The 20905-nt window shown below is 53.9% G+C and carries 20 protein-coding genes; 9 read left to right on the top strand and 11 right to left on the bottom strand.

What is annotated here, in order from left to right; genetic code table 11:
* Positions 1–29 precede the first annotated feature (29 nt).
* The 4 genes from D6M16_RS21220 (at position 30) to D6M16_RS21205 (ending at position 3665) form a co-directional block, all read left to right on the top strand.
* Positions 30–296, top strand: coding sequence for a YihD family protein (locus D6M16_RS21220; RefSeq protein WP_120513874.1), 267 nt, complete (start codon positions 30–32; stop codon positions 294–296).
* Between the two features lie 177 nt (positions 297–473).
* Positions 474–1904, top strand: a complete 1431-nt coding sequence (ccoG, locus tag D6M16_RS21215; protein WP_120513873.1) for a cytochrome c oxidase accessory protein CcoG — start codon at positions 474–476, stop codon at positions 1902–1904.
* 96 nt (positions 1905–2000) lie between these two features.
* Complete coding sequence (locus D6M16_RS21210) at positions 2001–2990, top strand: serine/threonine protein kinase (protein WP_120513872.1); 990 nt, start codon at positions 2001–2003, stop codon at positions 2988–2990.
* Positions 2991–3062: 72 nt separating this feature from the next.
* On the top strand, positions 3063–3665 hold the full coding sequence (locus tag D6M16_RS21205) for a thiol:disulfide interchange protein DsbA/DsbL (RefSeq protein WP_120513871.1): 603 nt from the start codon (positions 3063–3065) through the stop codon (positions 3663–3665).
* Positions 3666–3738: 73 nt separating this feature from the next.
* Here D6M16_RS21205 and D6M16_RS21200 read toward each other — a convergent pair whose 3' ends face one another.
* From D6M16_RS21200 to D6M16_RS21185, 4 genes are all read right to left on the bottom strand, one after another.
* The gene (locus D6M16_RS21200; RefSeq protein ID WP_120513870.1) at positions 3739–4050 is read right to left on the bottom strand and encodes a hypothetical protein; all 312 of its coding nucleotides are present in this window, start codon (positions 4048–4050) and stop codon (positions 3739–3741) included.
* A gap of 44 nt (positions 4051–4094) precedes the next feature.
* A complete protein-coding gene (locus tag D6M16_RS22750) occupies positions 4095–4256 on the bottom strand; it encodes a hypothetical protein (RefSeq protein ID WP_420812268.1) in 162 nt (53 codons plus the stop codon).
* Entirely contained in the window at positions 4253–4606 is a 354-nt protein-coding gene (locus D6M16_RS21190) for a hypothetical protein (protein ID WP_120513868.1), read from the bottom strand. Before D6M16_RS21190 ends, D6M16_RS22750 begins: the two co-directional genes overlap by 4 nt.
* A gap of 70 nt (positions 4607–4676) precedes the next feature.
* A complete protein-coding gene (locus D6M16_RS21185; protein WP_120513867.1) occupies positions 4677–6203 on the bottom strand; it encodes a YifB family Mg chelatase-like AAA ATPase in 1527 nt (508 codons plus the stop codon).
* Positions 6204–6618: 415 nt separating this feature from the next.
* On the opposite strand from D6M16_RS21185, the gene ilvG reads away from it, so the two are divergent.
* The 5 genes from ilvG (at position 6619) to ilvA (ending at position 12952) form a co-directional block, all read left to right on the top strand.
* The gene (gene ilvG / locus D6M16_RS21180) at positions 6619–8268 is read left to right on the top strand and encodes an acetolactate synthase 2 catalytic subunit (RefSeq protein WP_120513866.1); all 1650 of its coding nucleotides are present in this window, start codon (positions 6619–6621) and stop codon (positions 8266–8268) included.
* Entirely contained in the window at positions 8265–8525 is a 261-nt protein-coding gene (gene ilvM / locus D6M16_RS21175; protein ID WP_027251721.1) for an acetolactate synthase 2 small subunit, read from the top strand. The genes ilvG and ilvM overlap by 4 nt, the downstream gene beginning before the upstream one ends.
* Positions 8526–8540: 15 nt before the next feature.
* A complete protein-coding gene (locus tag D6M16_RS21170; RefSeq protein ID WP_120513865.1) occupies positions 8541–9473 on the top strand; it encodes a branched-chain amino acid transaminase in 933 nt (310 codons plus the stop codon).
* Between the two features lie 78 nt (positions 9474–9551).
* Positions 9552–11393, top strand: a complete 1842-nt coding sequence (ilvD, locus tag D6M16_RS21165; RefSeq protein WP_120513864.1) for a dihydroxy-acid dehydratase — start codon at positions 9552–9554, stop codon at positions 11391–11393.
* A gap of 5 nt (positions 11394–11398) precedes the next feature.
* The gene (gene ilvA / locus D6M16_RS21160) at positions 11399–12952 is read left to right on the top strand and encodes a threonine ammonia-lyase, biosynthetic (protein WP_120513894.1); all 1554 of its coding nucleotides are present in this window, start codon (positions 11399–11401) and stop codon (positions 12950–12952) included.
* Between the two features lie 110 nt (positions 12953–13062).
* On the opposite strand, the gene D6M16_RS21155 is transcribed toward ilvA, so the two are convergent.
* The 7 genes from D6M16_RS21155 to atpG form a co-directional block, all read right to left on the bottom strand.
* Positions 13063–13443 carry a helix-turn-helix transcriptional regulator gene (locus tag D6M16_RS21155; protein ID WP_120513863.1) on the bottom strand — a complete coding sequence of 127 codons (381 nt, stop codon included), beginning with the start codon at positions 13441–13443 and terminating at the stop codon, positions 13063–13065.
* A 286-nt stretch (positions 13444–13729) separates the two neighbouring features.
* Complete coding sequence (gene glmS / locus D6M16_RS21150; protein WP_120513862.1) at positions 13730–15562, bottom strand: glutamine--fructose-6-phosphate transaminase (isomerizing); 1833 nt, start codon at positions 15560–15562, stop codon at positions 13730–13732.
* A 26-nt stretch (positions 15563–15588) separates the two neighbouring features.
* Positions 15589–16362 carry a DeoR/GlpR family DNA-binding transcription regulator gene (locus tag D6M16_RS21145; RefSeq protein WP_120513861.1) on the bottom strand — a complete coding sequence of 258 codons (774 nt, stop codon included), beginning with the start codon at positions 16360–16362 and terminating at the stop codon, positions 15589–15591.
* Positions 16363–16530: 168 nt separating this feature from the next.
* A complete protein-coding gene (glmU, locus tag D6M16_RS21140) occupies positions 16531–17892 on the bottom strand; it encodes a bifunctional UDP-N-acetylglucosamine diphosphorylase/glucosamine-1-phosphate N-acetyltransferase GlmU (protein ID WP_120513860.1) in 1362 nt (453 codons plus the stop codon).
* A gap of 224 nt (positions 17893–18116) precedes the next feature.
* The gene (locus D6M16_RS21135; protein ID WP_120513859.1) at positions 18117–18539 is read right to left on the bottom strand and encodes a F0F1 ATP synthase subunit epsilon; all 423 of its coding nucleotides are present in this window, start codon (positions 18537–18539) and stop codon (positions 18117–18119) included.
* Between the two features lie 17 nt (positions 18540–18556).
* Positions 18557–19963 carry a F0F1 ATP synthase subunit beta gene (atpD, locus tag D6M16_RS21130; RefSeq protein ID WP_120513858.1) on the bottom strand — a complete coding sequence of 469 codons (1407 nt, stop codon included), beginning with the start codon at positions 19961–19963 and terminating at the stop codon, positions 18557–18559.
* A gap of 32 nt (positions 19964–19995) precedes the next feature.
* Entirely contained in the window at positions 19996–20862 is an 867-nt protein-coding gene (atpG, locus tag D6M16_RS21125; protein WP_120513857.1) for a F0F1 ATP synthase subunit gamma, read from the bottom strand.
* Positions 20863–20905: the final 43 nt, after the last annotated feature.

Raw genomic sequence — 20905 nt, 5'->3', positions numbered from 1 at the left:
AAAAGTAAGCTTAACAAAGGAGCCGGACAATGGCTGAGCACCGTATGACTGAACTGCTGACACTTCTCCGGCCTTACTGGCAGCAGCACCCGGATTTAAGCCTGAGCGAGGTCATGACACAGCTGGCAAAGGAAGCCGGATTTCAAGGGCCGCTGGCTGAAGTGAGCGATGATATGCTGATTTACCAGCTGAAGATGCGACAGGAAAAGCAAGAGGCCATGATTCCGGGCCTGGCGAAAGACTGCGAGCCAGATTTCAAAACCGCCCTGCTCAAAGCCAGAGGGATCATCAAATAACCCTGAAAACCTTAAGCGCATTTTTTGAGCGAGGTAGAATATTCAACCAGTTAGATACGATATAATCCGAGCTTATTACTATCAGGACCAACAGCGCCTGAATTTATGATTGCCCAGGCGATGCACCCGGGCACATCTGCCAGCATACAGACTGGCTAGCCCAAGGAATGCAATGCCATGAGCCAAGAGAGAATCAAAATTAAGGATGTCACTCCCAAAGAGTACAATCCTAAGACCCATAAAGGCGGCGACGACCGCTTCAACCCGAGCAACCGTATTTATGTGCGGGCCATGAAAGGGGTTTATCAGCAGCTGCGCCAGCGTATGGGGTGGTTAATGATGGGCCTGTTCCTGGTACTGCCGTGGATCACCTACAATGGCAGGCAGGCGATTTTGCTTGATATCGGCCGCCAGCAGTTCAACATTTTCGGTACCACTTTCTGGCCTCAGGATCTGATGTTACTGGCCAGCCTGCTGATGGTCGCAGCCTTTGCCCTGTTTTTTGTCACCACTTTTCTCGGCCGGGTCTGGTGCGGTTATATGTGCCCGCAAACGGTCTGGACCTTCATCTACATCTGGTTCGAGGAAAAGCTGGAAGGGCCGGCCAACAAGCGCCGCACTCAGGACAGCAAGGCACTGACCTCGGATCTTATCGTGCGCAAAACACTCAAGCACATTGCTTGGCTGCTGGTCGCCCTGATCAGCGGCCTGACCTTCGTCGGCTATTTTCTGCCTATCCGTGAATTGGTCCCCGGCTTCTTTACTTTCAGTGCCAGCTTTCTTGCCGTGTTCTGGGTGCTGTTCTTCACCTTCTGTACCTATGGTAACGCTGGCTGGATGCGCTCTATCGTCTGCATTCACATGTGTCCGTATGCCAGATTCCAGTCCGCCATGTTCGACAAAGACACCTATATCGTCGGCTATGATGCGGCCCGGGGTGAGAAACGTGGCCCGCGCTCGCGTAAAACCGATCATAAAGCACTGGGGCTGGGCGATTGTATCGACTGTAACCTCTGCGTACAGGTTTGCCCGACAGGCATTGATATCCGGGATGGCCTCCAGTATGAATGCATCAACTGCGGCGCCTGTGTCGATGCCTGTAACCAGACCATGGACAAAATGGGCTACCCGCGCGATCTGATCACTTACACCACAGAGCACAAGCTGGAAGGCAAGAAAACCCGTATCATGCGGCCGAAGCTGATCGGCTACGGCGCTGTGATGCTGGCGATGTTCGGCCTGATGGCCTACCTGGTGGTTTCAGTACAGCCCATGGGACTGGATGTGATTCGCGACCGTAACCAGCTGTTCCGTATCAATACCGAGGGGCTGGTCGAAAATACCTACACCCTGAAAATCCTCAATAAAACCCAGCAGGATGCCACTTATCAGCTGCAGGTTGAAGGTCTGGACAATGCCCAGTGGTATGGTCCGCAACAGGTGAATGTCAAAGCCGGAGAGGTGTTCACCCTGCCGATCAGTCTGGGTGTTGACCCTTATGAACTTGAGCGGCCGATTGTCGATATCCGGTTTATCATGGAACATCAGGGCAGCGAGGAAACGCGTCGTCTGGTCACCGACAGCCGCTTTATCGGCGAGTTACGCTAACTCCCTCACGCAAAATCTGTAAATAAAGGGCCGATTACGGCCCTTTTTCATTATGCTGTATACTGATGCGACATTTATAACCATGGCTGTAACACTATGACAGCACTTGATGATTTCAGCTTTTCTGATCTGACTCCGGACTTACTGCTCAATGCGCTGGAGAGCACAGGCATCTATGCCTCATCGGGACTCTTGCCCCTCAACAGTTATGAAAACCGGGTCTACCAGTTCAGCAGTGATGACGGCCGCCGCTACGTCGCCAAATTCTACCGTCCGCAGCGCTGGAGTGATGCCCAGATCCAGGAAGAGCATGACTTCGCCGCCGAACTGGCTGCGCAGGAAATTCCGCTGGCAGCACCTCTGGTCATAAACGGCCAAACCCTGCATCACTACGAACACCACCGTTTCGCGCTGTTTCCCAGCGTAGGCGGCCGCCAGTTTGAAGTTGATAATGTTGACCAGCTTGAGCAGGTCGGCCGCTTCCTGGGCCGCATCCACAAAGTCGGCCAGCGTACCCTGTTCACCCACAGGCCGACCATAGGTCTGGAAGAATACCTGGTTCAGCCCCGGCTTGTCCTGGAGCAGTCCGGATTTATCCCTGCGCACCTGGAATCGGCCTTTTTCGGCGATCTGGACCGCCTGATCGCCTTACTGAGCGAGCGCTGGCACAGCGACTGGCAATCGCAGCGTATTCACGGCGACTGCCATCCGGGCAACATACTGTGGCGCGACGGCCCGTTGTTTGTCGATTTAGACGATGCGCGAAACGGCCCGGCGGTGCAGGACTTATGGATGCTGCTCAACGGCAGCCGCCAGGATCAGCTGATGCAGTTGGATACCCTGCTGGACGCGTATGGCGAATTTGCCGATTTTGATCCCTGTGAATTGCAACTTATTGAACCATTACGCGGTCTTAGATTGGTGCATTACATGGCATGGCTAGCAAAACGCTGGCAGGATCCGGCTTTCCCGCGTGCATTCCCCTGGTTTGCTGATGCAAAATACTGGGAAGGTCAGGTACTGGCCATCAAAGAACAACTGGCTGCCCTTGAAGAGCCGCCACTGCAGCTGATGCCACAATGGTAATCAGACTGACTTGAATCCGAACAGCCGTACCTGTAAAAGGTATTGTATTGATTTTTCAGGGAGAACCCTTACATGTTTAAAACACTTTTTGCGCTGGCAACAGCGGCGATGCTTTCTTTTTCCGCCCATGCTGCCAAATTTAGCGAAGGCGATTACTATCAGGTGCTGGAACTGCCGAAATCATCTACGCCGGTTGTGAACGAGTATTTTTCGTTTTACTGCCCGCACTGCTTCAACTTTGAACCGCTGATCCAGCAGCTGAAAACCAAAATCCCGGATAACGCCAAGTTCCAGAAAAGCCATGTCTCTTTTATGGGCGGCAACATGGGCACCTCGATGAGCAAGGCTTACGCGACCTCGGTCACTCTGGGCATTGAAGATAAAATGATCCCGGCACTGTTCAGCCAGATCCATCAGGCGAACAAACCGCCGCGCAACGATGAAGAGCTGCGCCAGATCTTTCTCGATAACGGCGTGAAAGCCGAAGACTTCGACGGCGCCTTCAACAGCTTCGCCGTCAACTCTATGGTCAACCGTTTCAACAAAGGTTTCCGCGATAGCGGCCTGACCGGTGTACCAGCCGTGGTGGTCAACAACAAATACCTGGTGAAAACCGACAAAGTGAAATCAGCCGATGAATACTTCGAGCTGATCAACTTCCTGCTCAAGCAGTAAGTTTGCTTTCTCTGTGAAAAAGGGCCGAAAGGCCCTTTTTTGTATCTTGATGATGCATCCAGATAAACAACCACTAGATCCTGAGCTGTTTGCAGAGCCAGTCACAGGCTCTTAATGAGTAATACATAAGAAAAACAAATCCCACGCCGATTAGTGCAATCAAACCAACCACAAACCATTTATTTTCCATTTTCATTACTGGAGCATCAATATCAACACCGAACATACTCGGGATAACATTGATAACTATTGCGAGCAGGACACCATCAATTGCAAACGCTATATTCATTAATGTAATACGTAAAAATCGGTGAAACTTTGTTCGACCTTCAGCGATGGAAAATGGATGATCTTTCAGTTTCGATTTCTTCTCTCTATATATCATCCCCGCCAATATCCTTTATAACCTCAGTGATTTTTATCACAGCATTAACGGTTACTGTCTCTCATTCTTTGTAATTCTTTCTTAAACTCAACCATAAGGCTATCAACTAGTGGTTTCGCTCGTTGCATTTCAGACATCAAAACAGGTTGCATTTTCTGTTGTAATCGAGGTATTTCATAAACAACTTTTTGACCTGCTGGCGTCAAATAAAAGGCAACAATTGTATCCAGCTCATCTTTAGTAAATACACCTTTATAAATTCAATTATTTCATCTTTTATTCTTTTAGAATGATAGATATCAGTCAGTAGTTTTTTATGCATATAACTATAACTCACCGCTAATGAAGCTTCATCACCATTCTCGGCATCAATAAACTGTCCATATTGACTTAGCATCGCTGGTCGAAGATTTTCAGCCGTCACATCAAATGACTCTTCAATCTTCAACACATCAAACAACTTTTTTGCTGATTCAGTATGAGCATCCGCTAATACTGAAAAAGGAAAAAAAAGAACAGCCCATACAAACAAGTACTTCATCAAACCAAAACCCATATGAAATCAAAACCATATAATTTAATCATAATTAGCCTGTTTTACACAGCGTTTATTCTCTCCCAGATAATCACACCACCTGGCTGGTGATCTGCTTCAGCAGGCGATCCATGGCACGGTAGCCTAAGGCTTCAGCCAGATGGGCCCGTTCAATGTCGGGTTTGCCGGCCAGATCGGCGATGGTGCGGGCGACTTTGATGATCCGGTGATAGGCGCGGATCGACAGGCCGAGCTGGTGCAGGGCGGTTTCGAGGAACTCGGCGTCGGCTTTGGTCAGCGCGCAGTGCTGGTCCAGTTCGCGGGTACCGAGCAGGGCGTTGATCTTGCCGCCGCGGCTGTGCATCCGGTCCCGCGCTTCCTGCACCCGTTCTTTGATCACCCCTGTGGTTTCCCCTCTGTCACCGCCCTGAGCCAGCGTGCCTCGGGGCAGGGCAGGGATCTCAATCGACATATCAAACCTGTCCAGCAAAGGGCCGGACAAACGCCCCAGATAGCGCAGTATCGCCTGCGGATTGGTGCGGGTCTGGCTGCCTTCGTAGTAACCGGTCGGGCTGGGATTGAGAGCGCCAATAAGCTGAAACCGCGCCGGAAAGGTGGTTTTGCTGGTGGCACGGGAAATCACGATCTCGCCAGATTCCAGCGGTTCACGCAAAGAATCCAGCACTTTGCGCTCAAACTCCGGCATTTCATCTAAAAACAGAATGCCGTTATGGGCCAGTGAAATTTCACCGGGGCGGGGGATGGAGCCGCCGCCTACCAGCGCCGCCATCGAGCTGGAATGGTGCGGGGCGCGAAACGGACGGTGGCGCCAGTTGCCGGCATGGAGCGACTGAGCGGTCAGGGAGGTGATGGCGGCGGTTTCCAGTGCCTCCTCGACATCCATCTCAGGCAGCAAATCGCACAACCGCGAGGCCAGCATGGTCTTGCCGGTGCCGGGCGGGCCGACGAACAATAAGTTGTGACCGCCTGCCGCGGCGATCTCCAGTGCCCTTTTGCCCTGCTGCTGGCCTATGATGTCCTGCATATCGCGGCCGTTGGCCGTCGGCACCGCCTGACCGGGTGCGCGACAATGCAGCGACAGCGCTTCCTGACCACACAGATAGGCACACACGGCCAGCAAGCTGGCTGCGGATTTGTGTATGTCTCTGCCGACCAGCGCTGCCTGATCACCATTGGCATCGGGCAGCACCAGGCAACGCTTGACCTGTTTGGCGGCCAGCGCCGCCGGCAATGCGCCCTTGACGGAACGTAACTCGCCAGACAGAGCCAATTCACCCAAAAATTCATGATCGTGCAGCTTAGTGTCGGGGATCTGGCCCGATGCGGCCAAAATGCCCAGCGCAATGGGCAAATCAAAACGCCCGCCTTCTTTAGGCAGATCGGCCGGAGCCAGATTGACAGTGATCCGCCGCGACGGAAATTCGAAATTGGCATTCACTATCGCACTTCTGACTCTGTCTCTGGCTTCCTTCACTGTGGTCTCAGGTAATCCCACCAGATTGACCGCCGGTAGACCATTACTGAGGTGAACCTCTATCGTAACCGCCGGCGCATCCACTCCGACACAAGCCCTGCTGTGCACTATCGCCAGCGTCATTTTCACCCCCTCAATAAATTAATTAACTGCCATATCACTGGATAAATACGTTTTATCAGCACAATGTACGCAAGATATCCAAGACGGATTGAAAATAACCACAACAAATTTCTTGTCATGCGACGAATGTCTGTGTTAAGACTAAGGGCGCACAACACATAAACAAGAATTTTGGACAGACAAGTCAATGCTATTAAACGTCAACCTACTGGTCCTCATTATTAACGTCATCGTGGTGATTATTTCACCGCGACGGGGGCTGGCAGGCGTAAAATAGCACATACGCAAACACACGCAGAAAAAGCCCCCGCACCGACAAGGTCCGGGGGCTTTTTTCATACCTGATGTCAGAAAGACTGCACTATTCCAATAAACCGCAGCACTGGCAGAGGTCATCAAGAAACAGGGAGCCATGATGACAGGCGCAGAGTTAGTAGTAGAAGCCTTGAAACAACAGGGGGTGAGCACAGTCTTCGGATATCCGGGCGGTGCCATCATGCCGATTTACGATGCCTTGTACGACGGCGGTGTCAGGCACGTGCTGTGCCGCCACGAGCAGGGTGCCGCCATCGCCGCTATCGGTTATGCCAGAGCCAGCAAAGGCATAGGCGTTTGCCTGGCCACCTCTGGGCCGGGCGCCACCAACCTGATCACCGGACTGGCCGACGCTATGCTGGACTCCATCCCGTTAGTGGCTATCACAGGTCAGGTCGCCAGCCCTATGATAGGCACTGACGCGTTCCAGGAAGTCGATGTGCTGGGAATGTCACTGTCGTGCACCAAGCACAGTTTTCTGGTCACTGATCCGGCAGATTTGCCCGCAGTACTGAGCGAGGCCTTCGAAGTGGCACAGAGCGGCCGGCCCGGCCCGGTACTGGTAGATATCGCCAAAGACGTACAAGTTGCCGCCATCGAACACCCGCTTGCCCCACTGCACGAGTTACCTGCTTTACCCGAGACCGATCCTGCACAATTTGCCCTGGCCCAGCAGCTTATTGCGGACAGCCAGCGTCCTATTCTTTATGTCGGTGGCGGGGTACAACTGGCAGATGCCGTTGCGAGCGTCCGTGAGTTTCTCGATCTCACGCAAATGCCAGCAGTCTCAACCCTGAAAGGGCTGGGCTGTGTTGAGAAAAACTACCCCTACCACCTGGGTATGCTGGGGATGCACGGCACTAAAGCTGCCAACCTGGCAGTACAGGAAGCCGATTTGCTGATCGCGGTCGGTGCCCGTTTCGATGACAGGGTGACCGGCAAACTGGATACCTTCGCGCCCCATGCCAAAGTGGTTCATTTAGATATCGATCCGGCCGAGCTGGGCAAACTGCGCCAGGCGCATGCCGCTTTGCGTTGCGACATCAGTGACGTGCTGCCACAACTGGCCCGTCCGATGTCACTGGCGCCGTGGCAACAGCGCGTTACCAGCCTGATGGCAGATAACGGCTGGCGCTATGATCACCCGGGCGAGCGGATTTACGCACCACTGCTGCTGAAACAACTTTCCGAAAAGATGGACGATCAGACCGTCATCAGTACCGATGTCGGCCAGCACCAGATGTGGGTCGCGCAGCATATGGCCCATAGACAGCCGCAAAACCTGCTGACCTCAGCCGGGCTCGGCACTATGGGCTTCGGCCTGCCGGCCGCTATCGGCGCCAAGCTGTCCCGTCCGGACGATCAGTCTATCCTGGTATCGGGCGACGGCTCTTTCATGATGAATGTACAGGAACTGGGCACTATTCGCCGTCTCGGTCTGCCGGTCAAAATTGTGCTGTTGGACAACCAGCGTCTGGGCATGGTGCGCCAGTGGCAGGAGCTGTTCTTTGACGGCCGCTACAGCGAAACCAACCTGTCCGATAACCCGGATTTCGTCACCCTGGCCAGTGCCTTCGGCATCCCGGGCCAGACCATTACGCGCAAAGATCAAGTCGGTCCTGCGCTGGATACCCTGCTGGCCAGCGAGACAGCCTACCTGCTGCACGTTGCCATTTCTGAAGCTGATAACGTCTGGCCGCTGGTTCCACCCGGTGGTGCCAACCACGACATGATGGAGGAACCTGTATGACCCAGCACACCCTGACTATCCAAGCCACCAGCCGTCCGGAATTACTGGAACGTGTTCTAAGAATCACACGCCATCGCGGATTCATGGTAAAACAGTTTTCAATGGCGCATAGTGAAGATTGTCAGTCCGTCGACATTGAAGTCACGGTAGACAGCGAGCGTCCCATCAGTGCCCTCTATCACCAGTTGGACAAACTGTGGGATGTCAACGGCGTCACCATTTTAGAGCAACAACAAAAACAACAAATCAGCGCATAACGAAAGGATTACACAATGGCAAACACAGCAGATTACATTTGGTTCAATGGCGACATGGTGCCTTGGGCAGACGCGAAAGTACACGTACTGACTCACGCGATGCACTACGGTACTTCCGTATTCGAAGGCATTCGCTGCTACGAGACGCCAAACGGACCTGTGGTCTTCCGTCACCGTGAGCACATGGCCCGACTGAAAGATTCTGCCAAGATCTACCGCTTCCCGATCCCTTATACTGTCGATGAGCTGATGGAAGCCTGCCGCGAAACCCTGCGCGCCAACAAACTCAATTCTGCCTATATCCGTCCGCTCGGCTATGTGCCTAACGTCGGTCTGGGCGTCTGTCCGCCAAACGGCACGGAAATGGATCTGATCATCGCCGCGTTCTCCTGGGGCTCTTACCTGGGTGAAGAAGCGCTGGCCAACGGTGTCGATGCCATGGTGTCGAGCTGGAACCGCGCTGCACCAAATACCATTCCGACCGCCGCCAAAGCGGGCGGTAACTACCTGTCTTCCCTGTTAGTCGGTGGTGAAGCCCGTCGACACGGTTATGCCGAAGGGATTGCGCTGGACGTGCGCGGCTACCTCTCCGAAGGGGCCGGTGAAAACATCTTTGTGATCCGTAACGGGGTGATTTCGACCCCACCAGCCACCAGCGCCATTCTGCCGGGCATTACCCGCGATGCCATAGTTACGCTGGCCAAAGACATGGGTTATGAGATCCGCGAAGAAAACATCGCCCGCGAGGCCCTGTATCTGGCCGATGAAGTCTTCATGACAGGTACCGCGGCGGAAATCGTCCCGGTACGCAGTGTTGATCAGATCACAGTCGGCGAAGGCAAGCGCGGCCCGATCACCGAAAAGATTCAAGCGGCCTTCTTTGGCCTGTTCAACGGCCAGACTGAAGATAAGTGGGGCTGGCTGGATCCTGTATATCCGGCAAAATAAGCCACACTTAACAGCAAGAGAAGCAATGTCCCCGCTGGTGCCTTCGGGCATCAGCGGCCAAAAAAGGAATTTCACGTTATGCCTAAGTACCGTTCAGCCACCACCACCCACGGCCGTAATATGGCGGGTGCCCGCGCCCTGTGGCGTGCCACCGGCGTCAAAGATGAAGATTTTGGCAAACCTATCATCGCCGTCGTCAACTCCTTCACCCAGTTTGTGCCGGGTCATGTACACCTGAAAGATCTGGGTCAGCTGGTTGCCGCTGAAATCGAGAAAGCCGGTGGGATTGCCAAAGAATTCAACACCATTGCCGTTGATGACGGGATTGCCATGGGCCACGGCGGTATGCTCTATTCGCTGCCGTCGCGCGAGCTGATTGCCGACTCGGTCGAATACATGGTCAATGCCCACTGTGCCGACGCCATGGTCTGTATCTCCAACTGCGATAAAATCACCCCGGGCATGCTGATGGCGTCCATGCGCCTCAATATTCCGGTGATCTTCGTCTCCGGCGGCCCGATGGAAGCCGGTAAGACCAAACTCTCGGATCAGATCCTGAAACTGGATCTGGTAGACGCCATGATCCAGGGCGCAGATCCTAAAGTCTCTGACGAGCAAAGCGAGCAGATCGAGCGCTCAGCCTGCCCGACCTGCGGCTCCTGCTCGGGTATGTTCACCGCCAACTCGATGAACTGCCTGACCGAAGCCCTGGGCCTGAGCCAGCCGGGTAACGGTTCATGCCTGGCCACCCATGCCGATCGTAAAGCGCTGTTCATCACCGCCGGTCAGCGCATTGTCGGTCTGACCAAGCGTTACTACGAGCAGGACGACGACAGCGTGCTGCCGCGCAATATTGCCAGCAAGAAAGCCTTCGAAAATGCCATGGCGCTGGATATTGCCATGGGCGGGTCGACCAATACTGTGCTTCACCTGCTGGCAGCAGCGCAGGAAGGCGAGATCGATTTCACCATGGAAGACATCGACCGCATGTCCCGCCGCGTGCCTCACCTGTGTAAAGTGGCGCCGTCGACGCAGAAATACCACATGGAAGATGTTCACCGCGCCGGAGGCGTATACGGCATTCTGGGTGAACTGGACCGCGCCGGCCTGCTGCATTCAGACGTTCCCAACGTACTGGGCATGACGCTGTCAGAAGCGCTGGCTCTTTACGACATCAAACAAACCGATTCTGAGGAGGTTGCCACCTTCTTCCGCGCCGGCCCGGCCGGTATCCGTACCACTCAGGCTTTCTCACAGGACTGCCGCTGGGACACTCTGGATGACGATCGCGAGAACGGCTGTATCCGCAGCAAAGCACACGCTTTCAGTCAGGATGGCGGTTTGGCCGTTCTGTCAGGCAACATGGCCGTCGACGGCTGTATCGTGAAAACCGCGGGCGTTGATGAAAGCTGCCTGACCTTCAAAGGCCCGGCTGTGGTGTTCGAAAGTCAGGAAACCGCAGTGGAAGGCATACTCGGCGGTAAAGTCAAAGCCGGTGATGTGGTGGTGATCCGTTATGAAGGCCCTAAAGGCGGCCCGGGCATGCAGGAAATGCTGTATCCGACCACTTACCTCAAATCGATGGGACTGGGCAAAGAATGCGCCCTGATCACAGATGGCCGTTTCTCCGGCGGTACCAGCGGCCTGTCGATCGGCCACGTGTCACCGGAAGCGGCCAATGGCGGCACCATAGGCCTGATTGAAGACGGGGATCTGATCACTATCGACATCCCTAACCGCAGCATTGAGCTGAATGTCGACGATGCTACCCTGGCCCAGCGCCGGGCTGTCGCCGATCAGCGAGGCTGGAAACCGGTCGACCGTCAGCGCAGCGTCTCCTTTGCCCTGCGTGCCTACGCCAACCTGGCGACCAGTGCCGATAAAGGCGCAGTCCGCGACAAATCCAAACTGGAAGGGTAAGTATGATGAGTGAGGTGACACAGGCCAGGGCTGCTGAGTTTCTCAGCGGCGCTGACTATTTAAGGGAAACACTGCGCGCCCCGGTGTACGAAGTGGCGCTGGTCACTCCGCTTCAGGACATGGAAAGGTTATCCAAGCGTTTGGGGAACCGCATCCAGATCAAGCGCGAAGACCGCCAGCCAGTGCACTCATTCAAACTTCGTGGCGCTTACAACATGATGTCTCAGCTGAGCGCTGCACAACGCCAGGCAGGTGTGATTGCGGCGTCAGCGGGCAATCATGCGCAGGGTCTGGCCTTGTCAGCCCGCCAGCTGGACGTCAAAGCCGTTATTGTCATGCCGCGTACTACCCCAGACATCAAAGTGGAAGCAGTCAAAAGCTTCGGCGGCGAAGTGGTGCTGCATGGCAGCAACTTTGATGAGGCCAAAACGTACGCCATCGAACTGGCTGAGGAGCACCAATTCACCTTTATTCCTCCGTTCGACCACCCGGCAGTGATTGCCGGGCAGGGCACCATAGGGATTGAGCTGGTCCAGCAAAACGGCCATCTCAACTATGTGTTCGTGCCTGTCGGCGGCGGTGGCCTGGCTGCCGGGGTGTCGGTGCTGCTCAAACAGCTGATGCCGGAAATCAAGGTGATAGGTGTCGAAGCCGAGGATTCCGCCTGCCTGCGTGCCGCACTTGATGCCGGTGAGCCGGTTACTCTGGATCAGGTTGGCCAGTTTGCTGACGGTGTGGCCGTGAAACGTATCGGCGACGAAACCTTCCGTCTTTGCCAGCAGTATCTTGATGATGTCATTACGGTCAGCAGTGACGAGATCTGCGCCGCAGTGAAAGACATTTTTGAAGATACCCGCGCCATCGCCGAACCGTCAGGGGCACTGTCGCTGGCCGGTCTGAAAAAATACAGCGAGCAGCATCGGCTGCAAGGCCAGCAGCTGGCTTCGATTTTGTCAGGTGCCAACCTCAACTTCCATGGCTTGCGTTATGTGTCTGAACGTTGCGAACTGGGTGAAAAACGTGAGGGTTTGCTGGCCGTCACTGTACCGGAACGGCCGGGTGCGTTTCTTGATTTCTGCCACCTGCTGGGCGGCAGAGCAGTGACTGAGTTCAACTATCGTTACAATGACGACACGTTGGCCAATGTGTTTGTCGGTGTCCGTTTGCTGCAGGGACAGGACGAGCTGGAAAGCATCATTACCGATCTGCGCAAAGGCGGTTATCCGGTGGTGGATCTGTCTGATGATGAAATGGCCAAAGTGCATGTGCGCTATATGATTGGCGGCCGCCCGTCCAAGCCACTGCAGGAGCGTCTGTACAGCTTTGAATTTCCGGAATACCCGGGAGCACTGCTGAAGTTCCTGACCACATTAGGTACCCACTGGAACATCAGCCTGTTCAATTACCGTAACCACGGTGCCGACTACGGCCGGGTGTTATGCGGTTTTGAACTCGAAGATCATGATCTGCTGTCCTTCACCAGCCACCTGCGTGAACTGGGTTACCAGTGGAAAGACGAGACCGACAATCCGGCCTACCAGTTCTTCCTCGCCCAGTAAGCCAAGACCAGTAAGCCGGTAAGATAGCCGGTCTGAAAGACACAGCCCCGCATAAAACGGGGCTGTTTTCTTTCACCTTTGTCCCTTTTCACTTCCCTTTCTCACCCCCGTCAGGATTTATCTTTTTGGGTCAGCGCCCGGGTGTATTCCGCCATGAAACCGGCCAGATTGATACTCTGCTGCAAAATCACATTCCGGGCCGAATGGGGCAGGCGGCTGAAATACTGTAATAAGCGGTCAATTTCTTCTTTATATTCGCTTTCCAGAATTTCTAATCCTTCGTCCCCGTACACGAACCAGGTCAGCGGCCGCTCAGTGATTTCTGAAATCGCCGACAGCAAACGTACTTTCGGTTCGGTTTTACCTGTCTCCAGGTCAAGATAAGTTTGCCGGGCAACCCCCAGTTGCTGGGCCATGTGTACCTGAGTCAGGCCTTTCCACTCTCGCGCTTCCTTGATCCGCGAGGCGATTGTCGCTTTAGGATCTGTCATCAATACCTCCACCACTGCAATATGTTCCGACCAAACAGGTCAGCATAAAATCAGCCAACTCAGGTGTTATTATTTTTATAAAAATATCAAGAGCTTAAAGAAGACGACATTTTGGGATTGCAAAGCGCAATGCAAAACAGGAAGAATTCAACCAAAGCATCTGATTTCGCAAACAAAAAACGTCACTTCTGTACTAGATCATAGACGCTGGGAATAGGGGCGAGGGGCAAAACGAACAAAGGCGCCACAATTGACGCCTTTATCTCAGGGCTAAGACAGCCGTGTCTTATTCTACGGTCACCGATTTGGCCAGGTTGCGCGGCTGGTCAACATCCGTGCCTTTGATCAGCGCCACATAGTACGACAGTAACTGCAGCGGCAGGGTGTAGAGAATTGGGGCAATGAACTCGTCGCAATGCGGTACATTCAGCACTGTCATGGTGTCGTCACTGGCGAAGTGGGCATTCACATCGGCAAATACATACATCAGACCGCCACGGGCACGCACTTCTTCGACATTCGACTTCAGTTTTTCCAGCAGCTCGTTGTTCGGTGCCACCACAATCACCGGCATGTCGGCATCAATCAAGGCCAGCGGGCCGTGTTTGAGCTCACCGGCGGCATAGGCTTCGGCATGGATGTAGGAGATCTCTTTCAGCTTGAGCGCACCTTCCATTGCAATCGGCGACTGCTCGCCGCGGCCCAGGAACAGGGCGTGGTGCTTGTCGGCAAAATCTTCTGCCAGCGCTTCAATATCATCAGCCATGGCCAGCGTCTGCTCAATTTTGGCCGGCAGGCTTTGCAGTGCCGCCACCAGCTTGGCTTCCAGCGCATCATCAATAGTTTTACCGCGGCCAATCGCCGCCACCAGCATCAGCAAACCAGCCAGCTGCACGGTAAAGGCTTTGGTGGACGCCACACCGATCTCCGCGCCGGCTTTCATCATGTAGGCCAGATCAGATTCACGCACCAGCGAGGAGCCGGGCACGTTACAGATAGTCAGGCTGGCCATGTAACCCATTTCTTTCGCCAGACGCAGTGCAGCCAGGGTATCGGCGGTTTCGCCAGACTGGGACAGGGTGACCAGCAGACTGTTCTCATAGACATGTGATTTGCGGTAACGGAACTCAGAGGCAATCTCGACGTTGCAGGACACGCCCGCCCACTGCTCCAGCCAGTAACGCGCGACCAGACCGGCGTGATAACTGGTGCCGCACGCAATGATCTGAACGTGTTTCACTTTCTGCAGCAGGGCTTCGGCGTTATCGCCAAAGGCGGATGCCAGCACCTTACCGTTCGCCAGCCGGCCTTCCATGGTACGTTGCAGTGCTACCGGCTGTTCGTAGATTTCTTTCAGCATGTAATGGCGGTACTGACCTTTGTCACCGGCATCGTGCGACACTTCCGATTCTTTGATCTCGCGCTCAACCGGCTCACCATGCTTATCGAAGATGCTGACGTCAAAACGGGTCACTTCCGCGACATCCCCTTCTTCCAGGAACGCAAAACGGCGGGTCACTGGCAGCAGGGCCAGCTGGTCGGAGGCGACAAAATGTTCATCAACACCATAGCCGATCACCAGCGGACTGCCGGAGCGGGCTACCACAATCCGGCTCGGATCACGGCTGTCCATCACTACGGTGCCATAGGCACCTTCGAGCTGAGACACAGTATTTTGCACCGCTTGCAGCAGACTGTCGGCGCTGCGCAACTCCCAGTCCACCAGGTGAGCAATGACTTCGGTATCTGTCTGCGACACGAAGGTATACCCACGTTCAGTGAGCACAGCGCGCAGCGATTCGTGATTTTCAATGATACCGTTATGAACAATCGAGATATGCTCGCCGGACACATGAGGGTGAGCATTGGCTTCGGAGGGTTCACCGTGCGTCGCCCAGCGTGTATGGGCAATGCCTGTCCCGCCCGACAGCGGGTTGGCGGCTACAGCATCAGCCAGCTCCTGCACCTTACCCAAGCGGCGAACACGCTGCAGGGCATTGTCGCTGCCTACCACGGCCACACCGGCAGAGTCGTAACCCCGGTATTCCAGTCGGCGCAAGCCTTCGATCAGAATGCCAGCCACATCGCGTTGGGCAACCGCCCCGACGATTCCACACATAGAAAATACTCCTGAAAAAATAAGATTTATACTTTGGCGGCGGCGCAGATCACCTGCACCCCTTGCTGTTCGATTTCTGCCCTGGCAACCGGATCCAGCCCCTCATCGGTGATCAGGGTGCTGATGCTGTTCCACGGCAGTTCAAGATTTGGGATTTTGCGTCCGATTTTGCTCGATTCGACCATGACCACCACTTCACGTGAGACTTCTGCCATCACCCGGCTCAGGCCGATCAATTCGTTGAAGGTGGTGGTACCGCGAGTGATATCAATACCGTCGGCACCGATAAACAGCTGGTCAAAATCATAGGAGCGCAGAACGGACTCGGCGACCTGGCCCTGAAACGCTTCGGAATGCGGATCCCAGGTGCCCCCCGTCATCAGCAGGGTCGGCTCGTTTTCCAGCTCATTGAGGGCATTGGCGACATTGAGTGAGTTGGTCATCACTATCAGGCCCTGCTTGTCACCGAGCAGACCAATCAGTGCGGCCGTGGTACTGCCGCTGTCTATGATAATGCGGTTATGATCGCGGATACGGGCGGCGGCTGCCTGAGCGATCGCTTGCTTTCGAATCGAAACTTCCGGTTCATGACCCGCCGCCACAATCTCTGAGGGCATGGCAATCGCGCCGCCATAACGGCGCAGCAGCAGGCCGGCTTTTTCCAATGCAGCAAGATCTTTACGGATAGTTACTTCGGAAGTGGCAAATTGCTGCGCCAGCGCATCGACACTGACCTCGCCCTGTTCATTGACCAGAGCGACAATGGCATGGCGTCTCTGCTGGGTGTTACGTTTCGACATGTAAGGTTTACTTATTATTTAAGTTTCGAACTGAAACCAAATATAGCAAACCAAAAGAAGCAAGATCAAGAAAATACCAGGATGAGAGCTCATAAGCTGTACGGCAAGCATAGTTTACGGCAAAAAAAAGCAGCGCCTGAGCGCTGCCTGTCTGTGAGCCGTTCCGGGTTACTTTTGCTTTTCCGGACGCTTCCAGCCTTTAATTGTGCGAGCCGGAGCGCGAGTAATCACTAACTCACCGTCACCCACATCACGGTTGATCGTCGCACCAGCTCCGATAGTGGCACCCTTTCCGATTTTCACCGGAGCGATCAGCTGTGTATCTGAACCGACGAAGACATCGTCTTCGATTTCAGTGCGGAACTTATTCGCACCGTCATAATTACAGGTGATGGTGCCTGCGCCAATATTGACCCGATCACCGATTTGCGCATCGCCCAGATACGTCAGGTGGCTGGCCTTAGAGCCTTTGCCGAGGCGAGATTGCTTCATTTCGACAAAGTTACCGACGTGCGAATCCCCCACCAGCTCAGCGCCCGGGCGCAGACGGGTAAACGGCCCCACAGTACAGTCTTCACCGACCGTCGCTCCTTCGATAATGCTGTAAGGACGCACCAGGGTGTTATCATCGATTTCGCAGTCGATCAGCACCGACCCCGCACCGATCACCACATTGTCGCCCAGGGTAACATGGCCTTCGATGATGACATTGACATCAATTTCGACATCCTGGCCGCATTGCAGGGTACCGCGTAAATCAAAACGAGCCGGGTCACGCAGCATCACGCCCTGCATCAGCAAACGCTCAGCCTGAAGAGACTGGTAAGCACGCTCCAGACGCGCCAGTTGCAGGCGGTTATTCACGCCTTCCACTTCAACCGCTAATGCCGGGTGGACAGCCTGGATATGACGGCCTTCTGCATGAGCCATGGCAATCACGTCGGTCAGATAATATTCACCCTGCGCGTTGTCGTTTTTCAGCTGGCTCAGCCAGCGCTTGAGATCACCGCCATTGGCGACCATCACACCTGTGTTGATTTCACGAATTTGCTGTTGCGCTTCCGTGGCATCTTTTTGCTCCACTATGGCAACGACGGCCTCATTTTCACGCACGATGCGGCCATAACCGCTCGGATCATCCAGCACCACTGTCAGCAGGCCAATACCACCTTCTGGCTGGGCTTGGAGTAAATTTTCCAGCGTCTCGCCACTGATCAGGGGGACATCGCCATAGAGAATCAATACCTGCTCATCATCACCAAAATCACCCGATGCCTGATTCACGGCATGACCGGTACCAAGCTGCTCAGCCTGAAGTACCCAATTGACTGATTCTTCTGCCAGGCGCGCCTGCATCAGATCGCCGCCATGGCCATACACCAGATGAATATTCGCGGCACCCAAATCACTACAGGTATCGATTACGTGTTTTACCATCGGCTTACCTGCCAGAGTATGCAAAACTTTAGGCAGAGCAGAATACATGCGGGTACCTTTACCCGCGGCCAGGATCACAGCGCTGAAGCTCATGAATCAGTGTCCCTTCTTATCAATGTGGTAGATATCTGGATGCATTGTATCGGCTCGTTGCGTCCGATATAAGTCTTTGTCGATCATTATTGACACAGCACAGACAGACAAACCACGGCTTTGTGAACTAATCCAGGGCGTTTCACCGTCAACCGCAAGCCATTCCGCTGCCCGCAGGCAAAAAAAAAGCGACCCTAAGGTCGCTTTTTTGCACAGATACCTGATTAACGCTTACGCCTGGTCAGCTCGATCACTCGAAGCTGGGCGATTGCTTTAGCCAGGTCACTGGCCGCTTGGGCGAAGTCGATGTCGCCATGCTGATTGTGGATACGCTCCTCAGCCTGACGTTTCGCTTCTTCAGCCTTGGCTGTGTCCAGATCAACACCACGGATTGCAGTATCAGCCAGTACAGTGACTGCACCTGGCTGCACTTCCAGCATACCGCCGGAGAGGTAAATGACTTCCTCGCTACCGTTCTGTTTAACGATCCGAACCATTCCTGGCGTGATAGCGGTCAGCAGCGGGGTGTGGCCTGCGTGGATACCCAGTTCACCTTCGCTACCGGTCACCTGGATATTTTCAGCACGACCAGAGAAAAGACTCTTTTCTGCGCTTACTACGTCCAGATGGAAAGTTATCGCTGCCATATCGCCTCCTGTTCAGCTTACAGCTTCTTCGCGTTTTCCAGTGCGTCTTCGATCGCGCCGCAGTACATGAATGCCTGCTCTGGAATATCATCGTATTCGCCAGCCAGCAGGCCTTTGAAGCTGCGCAGAGTATCTTTCAGAGGAACATAGATACCAGGGTCGCCAGTGAAGACCTGTGCTACGTGGTAAGGCTGAGTTAGGAAACGCTCAATCTTACGTGCACGGGCAACAGTTTGCTTGTCGTCTTCAGACAGCTCGTCCATACCCAGAATTGCGATGATGTCTTTCAGCTCTTTATAACGCTGCAGGGTGCTTTGTACACCACGAGCAATGTCATAGTGCTCCTGACCAACTACCAGAGGATCCAGCATACGCGAAGTAGAATCCAGTGGGTCGATCGCTGGGTACAGACCCAGAGAAGCGATCTGACGAGACAGTACAACTGTCGCATCCAGGTGAGCAAACGTGGTCGCTGGTGATGGGTCAGTCAAGTCATCCGCAGGAACGTAAACGGCCTGAACAGAGGTGATAGAACCCGTCTTAGTCGACGTGATACGCTCCTGAAGTACACCCATCTCTTCTGCAAGAGTAGGCTGGTAACCTACCGCAGATGGCATACGGCCCAGCAGTGCTGATACTTCAGTACCGGCCAAGGTATAACGATAGATGTTATCGATGAACAGCAGTACGTCACGGCCTTCATCACGGAACTTCTCAGCCATAGTCAGACCAGTCAGTGCAACGCGCAGACGGTTACCCGGTGGCTCGTTCATCTGACCGTAAACCATTGCTACTTTTGATTCTGCTGGATTTTCCAGGTTTACAACCCCGGCTTCCTGCATCTCGTAGTAGAAGTCGTTACCTTCACGGGTACGCTCACCCACACCGGCGAATACCGACAGACCTGAGTGTTTCAGGGCGATGTTGTTGATAAGTTCCATCATGTTAACGGTCTTACCTACACCCGCACCACCGAACAGGCCGATTTTACCACCCTTAGCGAATGGACAAACCAGGTCGATAACTTTAACGCCAGTTTCCAGCAGTTCAACCGTGTTAGACTGCTCTTCATAGCTTGGTGCTGCACGGTGAATAGCGTAACGCTCTTCTTCACCGATCTCACCGCATTCGTCAATAGGCTGACCCAGAACGTTCATGATACGTCCCAGAGTCGCTGTACCTACCGGTACTTCAATTGGTCGGCCTGTATTTTCAACAGTCAGACCACGACGCATACCATCAGAACTACCCATGGCGATACCACGAACTACGCCGCCACCCAGCTGCTGCTGAACTTCCAGTACCAAGGTACCTTTTTCTTTGGCATCAACGTGTAGGGCATCATATACCTGTGGTACAGAGTCCTGTGGAAACTCTACGTCGACTACCGCACCGATGATCTGTACGATCTTACCTGTAGCCATCGTTAATCCTCTAAACTTATTAATTCTTTGCCTTAAACAGCGGATGCACCGGAGACGATTTCCGACAGCTCTTGTGTAATCGCAGCCTGACGGGCTTTGTTATACACAAGTTGCAGTTCGTCAATCAGATTACCTGCGTTATCCGTTGCCGCTTTCATCGCAACCATTCGGGCCGCTTGCTCACAGGCAAGGTTTTCGACCACACCCTGATAGACCTGAGATTCGACATAGCGAACCAGTAAGGTATCCAGCAGAGGTTTAGGCTCAGGCTCATAAATGTAGTCCCAAGCATGGCTGCGTTTCATTTCTTCGTCTTCTGACTTAGGCAAAGGCAGCAATTGATCGATCACTGGCTCTTGAATCATGGTGTTAACAAACTTGTTGTACACCAGATACAAACGGTCCAGCTGGCCCTCATCATATTTCTTCAGCATCACACCTACGGTACCGATCAGCTCATCAACAGAAGGCTTGTCGCCCAAACCTGTTACCTGAGCCGCTACACGGCCACCGTAGTTGTTAAAGAAAGCTGTGGCTTTAGCACCAATCAGCGCCAGTTCAACCTCAGCTCCCTGATCTGACCATGACTTCATCCCTGCAATGGCTTGTTTGAACAGGTTCACGTTCAAACCGCCACACAGACCACGGTCAGTTGAAACAATGATGTAACCTACGCGCTTGGCCTCACGCTCCTCTAAATAAGGATGCTTATATTCGAGGCTACCAAGGGCGATATGACCGATCACTTTGCGCATTGTTTGTGCGTATGGACGTGATGATTCCATAGCGTCTTGCGATTTACGCATTTTAGACGCAGCAACCATCTCCATCGCTTTAGTGATCTTCTGAGTGTTTTTAACACTACCGATCTTGTTACGTATCTCTTTTGCGCCGGCCATCGTTACTCTCCTTGAGCTGGTGATCGCATGCGATCACCAACCA

The organism is Photobacterium salinisoli (assembly GCF_003614885.1).
Lineage (GTDB): Bacteria > Pseudomonadota > Gammaproteobacteria > Enterobacterales > Vibrionaceae > Photobacterium > Photobacterium salinisoli.
The sequence above is the reverse complement of the archived record's forward strand: the minus strand, read 5'-3'. Positions and strand labels throughout refer to the sequence as shown.

Coding starts and splice junctions, on each gene's coding strand:
- D6M16_RS21220 (WP_120513874.1), top strand. CDS start 30: ATGGCTGAGCACCGTATGACTGAACTGCTGACACTTCTCCGGCCTTAC.
- ccoG (WP_120513873.1), top strand. CDS start 474: ATGAGCCAAGAGAGAATCAAAATTAAGGATGTCACTCCCAAAGAGTAC.
- D6M16_RS21210 (WP_120513872.1), top strand. CDS start 2,001: ATGACAGCACTTGATGATTTCAGCTTTTCTGATCTGACTCCGGACTTA.
- D6M16_RS21205 (WP_120513871.1), top strand. CDS start 3,063: ATGTTTAAAACACTTTTTGCGCTGGCAACAGCGGCGATGCTTTCTTTT.
- D6M16_RS21200 (WP_120513870.1), bottom strand. CDS start 4,050: ATGATATATAGAGAGAAGAAATCGAAACTGAAAGATCATCCATTTTCC.
- D6M16_RS21190 (WP_120513868.1), bottom strand. CDS start 4,606: ATGGGTTTTGGTTTGATGAAGTACTTGTTTGTATGGGCTGTTCTTTTT.
- D6M16_RS21185 (WP_120513867.1), bottom strand. CDS start 6,203: ATGACGCTGGCGATAGTGCACAGCAGGGCTTGTGTCGGAGTGGATGCG.
- ilvG (WP_120513866.1), top strand. CDS start 6,619: ATGACAGGCGCAGAGTTAGTAGTAGAAGCCTTGAAACAACAGGGGGTG.
- ilvM (WP_027251721.1), top strand. CDS start 8,265: ATGACCCAGCACACCCTGACTATCCAAGCCACCAGCCGTCCGGAATTA.
- D6M16_RS21170 (WP_120513865.1), top strand. CDS start 8,541: ATGGCAAACACAGCAGATTACATTTGGTTCAATGGCGACATGGTGCCT.
- ilvD (WP_120513864.1), top strand. CDS start 9,552: ATGCCTAAGTACCGTTCAGCCACCACCACCCACGGCCGTAATATGGCG.
- ilvA (WP_120513894.1), top strand. CDS start 11,399: ATGAGTGAGGTGACACAGGCCAGGGCTGCTGAGTTTCTCAGCGGCGCT.
- D6M16_RS21155 (WP_120513863.1), bottom strand. CDS start 13,443: ATGACAGATCCTAAAGCGACAATCGCCTCGCGGATCAAGGAAGCGCGA.
- glmS (WP_120513862.1), bottom strand. CDS start 15,562: ATGTGTGGAATCGTCGGGGCGGTTGCCCAACGCGATGTGGCTGGCATT.
- D6M16_RS21145 (WP_120513861.1), bottom strand. CDS start 16,362: ATGTCGAAACGTAACACCCAGCAGAGACGCCATGCCATTGTCGCTCTG.
- glmU (WP_120513860.1), bottom strand. CDS start 17,892: ATGAGCTTCAGCGCTGTGATCCTGGCCGCGGGTAAAGGTACCCGCATG.
- D6M16_RS21135 (WP_120513859.1), bottom strand. CDS start 18,539: ATGGCAGCGATAACTTTCCATCTGGACGTAGTAAGCGCAGAAAAGAGT.
- atpD (WP_120513858.1), bottom strand. CDS start 19,963: ATGGCTACAGGTAAGATCGTACAGATCATCGGTGCGGTAGTCGACGTA.
- atpG (WP_120513857.1), bottom strand. CDS start 20,862: ATGGCCGGCGCAAAAGAGATACGTAACAAGATCGGTAGTGTTAAAAAC.